The 7502-nt window shown below is 41.9% G+C and carries 7 protein-coding genes; 5 read left to right on the top strand and 2 right to left on the bottom strand.

All coding sequences use genetic code 11. The features are described 5' to 3' along the window. The 3 genes from DFP80_RS09635 to DFP80_RS09625 all read left to right on the top strand — a co-directional run. Positions 1–152 (top strand): IS3 family transposase (locus DFP80_RS09635; protein WP_147243845.1); only part of this gene is annotated, 152 nt, incomplete at its 5' end. A gap of 111 nt (positions 153–263) precedes the next feature. Beyond that, positions 264–539, top strand: coding sequence for a hypothetical protein (locus DFP80_RS09630; protein ID WP_113916586.1), 276 nt, complete (start codon positions 264–266; stop codon positions 537–539). A gap of 68 nt (positions 540–607) precedes the next feature. Continuing rightward, positions 608–1783: an MFS transporter gene (locus tag DFP80_RS09625; RefSeq protein ID WP_113916585.1), complete on the top strand. Its 1176-nt coding sequence runs from the start codon at positions 608–610 to the stop codon at positions 1781–1783. Positions 1784–1806: 23 nt separating this feature from the next. On the opposite strand, the gene DFP80_RS09620 is transcribed toward DFP80_RS09625, so the two are convergent. Next, positions 1807–3018: an MFS transporter gene (locus tag DFP80_RS09620; protein ID WP_113916584.1), complete on the bottom strand. Its 1212-nt coding sequence runs from the start codon at positions 3016–3018 to the stop codon at positions 1807–1809. Positions 3019–3377: 359 nt separating this feature from the next. On the opposite strand from DFP80_RS09620, the gene DFP80_RS09615 reads away from it, so the two are divergent. Then, the gene (locus DFP80_RS09615; protein WP_113916583.1) at positions 3378–4595 is read left to right on the top strand and encodes an MFS transporter; all 1218 of its coding nucleotides are present in this window, start codon (positions 3378–3380) and stop codon (positions 4593–4595) included. A gap of 12 nt (positions 4596–4607) precedes the next feature. On the opposite strand, the gene DFP80_RS09610 is transcribed toward DFP80_RS09615, so the two are convergent. Next, positions 4608–5531 (bottom strand): AraC family transcriptional regulator, encoded by a 924-nt coding sequence (locus DFP80_RS09610; RefSeq protein WP_113916582.1) that lies wholly within the window; start codon positions 5529–5531, stop codon positions 4608–4610. 216 nt (positions 5532–5747) lie between these two features. Here DFP80_RS09610 and exaC point away from each other — a divergent pair, with 216 nt between their 5' ends. Beyond that, positions 5748–7265, top strand: coding sequence for an acetaldehyde dehydrogenase ExaC (gene exaC, locus DFP80_RS09605; protein ID WP_113916581.1), 1518 nt, complete (start codon positions 5748–5750; stop codon positions 7263–7265). The last annotated feature ends 237 nt before the right edge of the window (positions 7266–7502 follow it).

The following is a 7502-nucleotide window of genomic DNA, read 5'->3' as shown; positions in this document are numbered from 1 at the left end:
AAATGTTCCATGGCGAAACCTTCGAGGACGAAGATGATCTGATCCAAGAACTTGAAGAGTATATTGATTACTACAATACGAAACGAATAAAAATGGGGTTAAATGGCCTGACTCCGGTAGAGTACCGAAATCAGGCATTGTTAGCCGGTTAATAAAGAGTCCAACTTTATGGGGTCACTTCATTACTAGGGCTCTTTTTTTATGGGTGAAATTCAGGCAAAGTGTTGCAGCGTATAGCATTATTTTGCATCGAGGCTTTTGATATGACGGATAAAAAAAAGATAGTTTGGTTCCCAGCGAAAAAAAATGGGTGGGGGTGGAGTAAACCAAGTTCATGGCAAGGATGGACTGTTTTAGCCTTATATTTGCTAACAGTCATCATCATCAGTATCGTGAATGATCCAAAAGCTGAGTTGTTTAAATGGGCCGTATCTGTTGCTATCAGCACGTTTATCTTGATTGCTTGTTATTGCTGGAAAGGTGAAGCGCCTAACTGGAAATGGAAGACCATTGAAAAAGAAAAACGTAAGTGGCGTTAAGCTATTTTAAAGATTTTATTTATCTAATGAATGAGGTCAAATAATTTTTATTTGAGCAAGGGTATTTCATGCGCACATCTGGCGTATTGTTGTTTATTGCCTATTTAGGCTTCATTAGTCTGGGGTTGCCAGACGCAGCACATGGTATTAATTGGCCGTTTGTCCGGGCTGAATTTGATGTTCCCACTGGCTGGCTTGGTTTGGTTATTGCTGCTGGTGGTGTGGGTTATTTGATGTCGAGTTTCTCTGTCGGCTATTTAATGACTCGCTTTGGTGTTGGCTGGTTATTGATTGCCAGTAGCTTGTTGGTAAGTCTTGGGCTATTCGGCTTCTACTTAAGTTCTTCTTTTATTGTTTTTGTCTTGTTTTCTATCGTAATTGGTATGGGGTCAGGAGCTATTGATGCTGGGCTTAACGCCTACGCTGCTGAGCATTTCTCTACTCGTCATATGAATTGGTTACACGCCGCATTCGGTGTTGGTGCAACTGCCGGTCCTATTATTGTCACAACCGTTTTGGTTAGTTTTTCTCAGAACTGGCGATTGGGTTATGGCGTTCTCGCGGTCATATTACTTGTTATGGCTGTGGTGTTTGTACTGAGTCGACACCTTTGGGAAAGCGATAAACATATTCCTAAAAAAGCCGATATTCAAGCTGATGACACGCCTGCGATTACTCAACTTCAGGCGCTGAAACACCCTGTGATTCGCTTTCAGATAGTGTTTTTCTTTTTATATTCTGGTATTGAGGTTGGTGTTGGTCAGTGGGCGTTTACTGTGATGACGGAATCTCGTGGTATTTCGTTAGCTAGCGCAGGGACCTGGGTCGCCGTTTACTGGGGGACTCTGGCGTTTGGTCGTGCGATTTTTGGGTTCTTAGTAGAACGTTTTTCTGTCGATCAATTGTTGCGTCTTTGTTTGGCTGGAGTTGCCGTAGGCGCTTTCTCTTTTGCTATCAGTGTGACGCCTTACACTAGCTATTTGGGTTTGGCTTTAATGGGGTTCTGCGCAGCACCTATTTTCCCCTGTATGATTTCGCAAACGGCAATACGAGTAGGGAAAAAACATTCCGTGCATGCTATTGGTTTTCAAATGAGCGCTGCCGTATGTGGTGCTATGAGCTTACCATTCTTGAGTGGCTTGATCGGCGGACATTTTGGGCTGACTTCTTTAGCGATCAGCTTTCTATTTTATGCAGTTCTGTTATTTGGGTTATTCCACGTTATTTTGAAGCGAGCACCGTAAACACAAACAAGGAATAGAAAGAGTTAATGATTTTCTTTGTCTAATGTGTCGCGCTTTAATAAGGATGGAAATAAATACGTCCAAACTCCGACGACAGCTATGGTTCCAACTCCACCAATAATAATAGCTGGAACGACGCCAAACCATGCAGCCGTTACCCCTGATTCAAATTCTCCTAATTGATTGGAACTGCCAATGAACACGGAATTGGCGGCACTGACTCGACCACGCATTTCATCTGGCGTTTCTAGCTGTACAAGTGTGGAACGAATAACTACGCTGATCATGTCCGATGATCCTAGTAGCACTAAGGCAAACATCGACAAAATGAGGTTTTCGGATAAACCAAATAAAATCGTCGCAATACCAAAAATGGCCACGGCGACAAACATAATTTTTCCAACGCTGTGAGTTAACGGGTGGCGTGCTAAGTAAACTGACATGAATAAAGCACCAAGTGCTGGAGCACAACGTAATAAACCTAGCCCCCATGGGCCTGTATGAAGAATATCTTTGGCGACAATAGGTAAAAGAGCGGTTGCACCACCTAGTAAAACCGCGAACATATCCAGAGATACCGAGCCTAAGATGACTTTGTTACCTCGGATAAAACTTAAACCACCGAATAGGTGCTTCATGCTGATTGGCGACTTACTTTTCACCGTAAAGTTATAATGTAAAAAGAACATAATGACGCAAGACATTAAGAAACAACTCATGCTAGATAAATAGAGGGTTGTAGGCCCTAACAGATAAATTAAGCCCCCAAGCGCAGGGCCTGCGATAACTGATATCTCTCGTGCAGAGGCAATCGCACTGACCGCTCGAGAGAGTAATTCACTAGGAATGAGATTGGGTAAAATTGCCTGATTTGCAGGTATCTCAAAGGCTCTTGTTGTGCCAAGAAGCGCGGCGCAAATATAAATCATGTCAGCTGAAATGCTTGATGTCATATTGCCATAGGCAAGAATTCCGACCGTTATTGCCATAGAGAAACGTGTACAAACACAGATTAATCGTCGGTTGTAGCGATCCGCAACGTGTCCCACGATTAAGGTTAAAAGTAATTGTGGGAGAAATTGGCAAAGTCCTACTAGACCGAGTGCCATTGGGCTATTGGTTAGATCGTACATTTGCCAGCCAATACCAACGCTGAGCATCTGAAAAGCAAAGGACGATGCTATTTGACCAATCCAAAAATGGACAAAATTCGGGATCTTAAAAAGAGGTGGCATGATTTTCTTTCTTTTTCATTGCTGAAACAGTCATTTACGTACTTTTTAGCGAGTTAATTATTGGAGTTCAGCCATTTTTAAATTAGGTGTTAGTGAAAAGAGACAGCGAATATAAAAACAATTTTACGCAATTTTCTATCATGCGTACAAAGTTACATCGAGCTTGTCACGATTATTTCTTGATAGCCATTATTTCCAGTTTAAATTTTTATTGTTGATCATAATACCCTAAAAAAGTCTTTAAATATGGTAATCTATTGTTCACTTTATCTGGATGATAGATAGCCCCCTTTTGAGCGCAAATCTACCTCGGTAAGTTTGTTTAACAGGATCTGCTAGTTTACTTTCAAGGATATGCATTGATTAATACTGAAACCTACTCGTCTCTTCCTGAGCGTTTATCCCGCTGGCTGTTGTTATCTTGTTTGATGGCTGTAGGGATTGGACAATCTTTTATTTTTACGTCTTTACCACCAATTGGCCGTGAAATTGGTCTGGCTGATGTGCGTATTAGTACGCTGATCACTGCTGGCGCAGCTACGTTTGTCGTCGCCGCTTTTCTGTGGGGGGGCATTATCAATCGGATCGGCCGAGTGCGTTCGGTGATTATTGGTATGGGATCTTATGCTGTAACTATCGCCTCAACGGGCTTTGTGCTTCAAGAAGCGTTGGCAAATAATTTAACGCCGGAACAGACTTACTATTGTGTGTTTGCGTTACGAATCATTTTCTCGCTTGGTATCGCAGGGATATTACCTTCGATTCAAACTTATTTGATTTCACATACAGATATTAAACATCGCAGTTCAACTATTGCGATGATTGGTGCTGCTTTTAGTATAGGGATGATTTTAGGACCGGCGTTTGCGTCTTTATTAAGTGGTTTAGGGCTAACTGCGCCTTTCTACATTATTTCTTTTTTAGCCGGTTCGGCAGCATTGCTGGTGGTGTTTTTTGTAAAAGATAGCAAGCATGTGCGTCAATTTGTGAAACCGCCGGCGATAAATTGGCTAATTCAGCCGGTCATGCCCTTCTTGTTAATGTCTTCTTTATCTATTTTATCGATGACGGGCGTGCAGCAAATTATGAGCTTTTTGATTCAAGATAGGTTTCAGCTTGATGTTGCTCAGACAACTCACCAGTTAGGCTTTGCCATGATGACTATGTCTTGTTTTAGTATTCTGGTACAGATGATATTAGTGCCACGATTCCAGCTTGGCGTAGTGACTTTGATTTTCTCTGGCGTTGCTGTTGGAGTGTTGGCTCAATTAGCGTTTATCTTTTTAGATTCCTATGCTGGCGTATTGTTTGCGATGGCGCTATTTGGCGCTGGTTTTGGTTTTTTATTTCCGGGTATAGTGACGGCACAAACATTACTTGTAAAAGATGATCAACAAAGTCGGTTAGCCAGTATGAATGCCTCTATGCAAGGGCTTGGGGCGGCATTAGGGCCGGTTATTTTGGCTTCTTTGTATCAACTTGGCCAGTTGGTGCCCTTTTTCGGCTTAATGTTTGCTCTGGTTTTCATGTTGATTGTTTTTATGTACTGCAAATCAAAATCAGGGCACGTTTTTTAATCCTATGTTCTGTTATGAATGTAGTTTAGCTTGAGTTACTTGGCGCGGTGATATACCAAAGTGTTGGTGGAAGCGTCGGCTAAAGTGGCTCAAACTTAGGTAGCCTAGTTCATAGCTTACTTCTGTTACTGAACATTTTTCTTGTAAGCGCTGGTAAGCGCGACTCATCCTACGTTGGTGTTGGTATTCTAGTGGTGTGCAGTCTAGCTGGCGTTTAAAACTTTCGTAAAAACGGCTCCGACTCATACAAGCCATTTTAGCCAGCTGATTAATATCCAACGGCTGGGCAAGGTTCTGTTCTATCCACTGGATAACACAAGTTAGTCCATTGGCATCTGGTGAGTGTTGGGTGAAGCGCAATAGTGCGTCTCGACCATGATGTCTGAGTATACGAGTGACGAGTTCACTGACTCCAAAGTCGACGAGTAAATCTCGGTCAGGGTCATTGCGCAGAAAGTCACTGGTAAGACGGTCGATGACTTGCTGTGTTGCTTGGGTGTGAAGAGTATGAAGGTGTTGGTTCGGATCTAATGTGACACCAGAGGGAAGTGATGCCACCATAATGTCATTCATCCGATCACAAATTTGCGCTACTCGTTCTTGTGAAATCGCAATAGTGAGGCAGGTGGTTGGGTTATGAGACTCTGCCTCAGGGAAATCGATAAAGACTTCTTCTTTGGGAGCTAAGATAAAAGATTCATGGGGAAGAAAAGGAATATTATCATGTGCTTTGGTATGCATGACTTTTGCACCTGTGACCATTCCACAATACAGCAAAGAATCGGCTTTCAAGCTAACTTTTTGCGCTTGCTCATAAGTATCGTAGATACTCAACTCAGAATGTGGTCCGGCAAAACATACTCGATTTTCGACCAACTGAATTGGCGCGCGTTTATGTTGTAGTAATGTTTTCTCTGTCGAGATAGAACGACTCATTAACACACCTCTTTTGTCTTCATATTGTTATTTTAATAGTGTGGCATGGCGAATTTGCTTTTACTCATCATCGCTCTTGCTTACTCATGGGTCAATACAAAAGCAGCACAGAAATGGATCGTTAGACAAGTTTCATGGACTCACAGGCAAGTTTTCTGCTCTCTTTCTTCCTACTCTTATTGCCAAGGTTAAAAACAACAATAATGGAGATGCATTATGATCTACGCACAACCAGGTACTAACGGAAGCCTTATTACATTCGAAGCCCAATACGGTAATTTTATCGGTGGTGAATGGATTGCTCCGGTGAAAGGTCAATATTTCGATAATGTTAGCCCTGTTAATGGCGAAGTATTTTGTCAAATTCCTCGCTCAACTGAAGAAGATATTAATTTAGCTCTAGATGCAGCGCACGCAGCACGAGCCGCTTGGGGTAAAACTTCTGTAACTAATCGTTCGAACATACTGTTGAAAATTGCTGATCGTATTGAACAAAATCTAGAAGCGCTGGCTGTTGCCGAAACATGGGACAATGGTAAAGCGGTTCGCGAAACTTTAAATGCTGACATTCCTTTGGCAGCAGATCACTTTCGTTACTTTGCTGGTTGTTTACGAGCGCAAGAAGGCAGCACGGCCGAATTAGACGAACATACGGTGGCATACCATTTTCACGAGCCATTAGGTGTTGTTGGTCAAATCATTCCTTGGAACTTTCCAATTTTGATGGCGGCATGGAAACTTGCTCCAGCACTTGCAGCAGGTAATTGTGTCGTTTTAAAACCAGCAGAACAAACGCCTGCGTCAATTCTTGAACTGATCAAAGTTATTCAAGATCTATTGCCGCCAGGTGTGCTGAATATTGTTAATGGTTACGGTAAAGAAGCTGGTGAAGCGCTAGCAACCAGCAAGCGTATTGCCAAAATTGCCTTTACTGGGTCGACACCTGTCGGTTCGCATATTTTGAAGTGTGCAGCAGAAAATATCATTCCTTCTACTGTTGAATTGGGTGGTAAATCGCCGAATATCTATTTTGCTGATGTTATGCAACATGAAGAAGCTTTTGTCAGCAAATGTGTTGAAGGTTTGGTTCTGGCTTTCTTTAACCAAGGTGAGGTTTGTACTTGCCCATCTAGAGCTTTGGTTCACGAATCTATCTATGATGAATTCATGGCATTGGTTATTGAGCGTACGAAAACCATTAAGCGCGGTAATCCATTGGATACTGATGTGCAAGTTGGTGCTCAGGCATCTAAGCAGCAATTTGATAAGATTCTGAGTTACATCGATATTGGTAAAGAAGAGGGTGCAGAGCTATTGACTGGTGGTGGTGTTGAGTCGATAGAGGGTTTGGATAAGGGCTATTATGTGCAGCCAACCTTATTTAAAGGTACAAATCAGATGCGCATTTTCCAAGAAGAAATTTTCGGCCCTGTTGTTAGTGTTACAACCTTTAAAGATGAAGCGGAAGCACTTGCCATTGCGAATGATAGTGAATTTGGCTTAGGTGCAGGAGTGTGGACACGAGATACCAACCTTGCGTATCGCATGGGACGTAATTTAGAAGCTGGTCGTGTTTGGATGAACTGTTATCACCAGTATCCAGCTCACTCTGCTTTTGGTGGTTATAAAAAATCTGGTGTTGGTCGTGAAACCCATAAAATTGCTTTAGAGCATTACCAACAAACCAAAAATATGTTGGTTAGCTATGATGTGAATCCTTTAGGCTTTTTCTGATTGAGTTAGCGTCATTTATCAATACCTCTGAGTAACAATGAAAACCAAAAGGCTTCGGTCTTTTGGTTTTTTTTCATTTACTGCGCTAGATTTAGTTCTTAGATAATGGTCTTTAAACGTCAATAAGTTGACTCTTTGCCGAGCATGTAATTTATATAGTCAAAAAACGTTGTTTCCAATTGGAAACTTTATCTCATAAATGATAATTTCTTTTGTCATTGAGCTCGTGTTTTGTAT

The organism is Marinomonas rhizomae (assembly GCF_003315485.1).
In the GTDB taxonomy this organism is placed as follows: domain Bacteria; phylum Pseudomonadota; class Gammaproteobacteria; order Pseudomonadales; family Marinomonadaceae; genus Marinomonas; species Marinomonas rhizomae.
The sequence above is the reverse complement of the archived record's forward strand: the minus strand, read 5'-3'. Positions and strand labels throughout refer to the sequence as shown.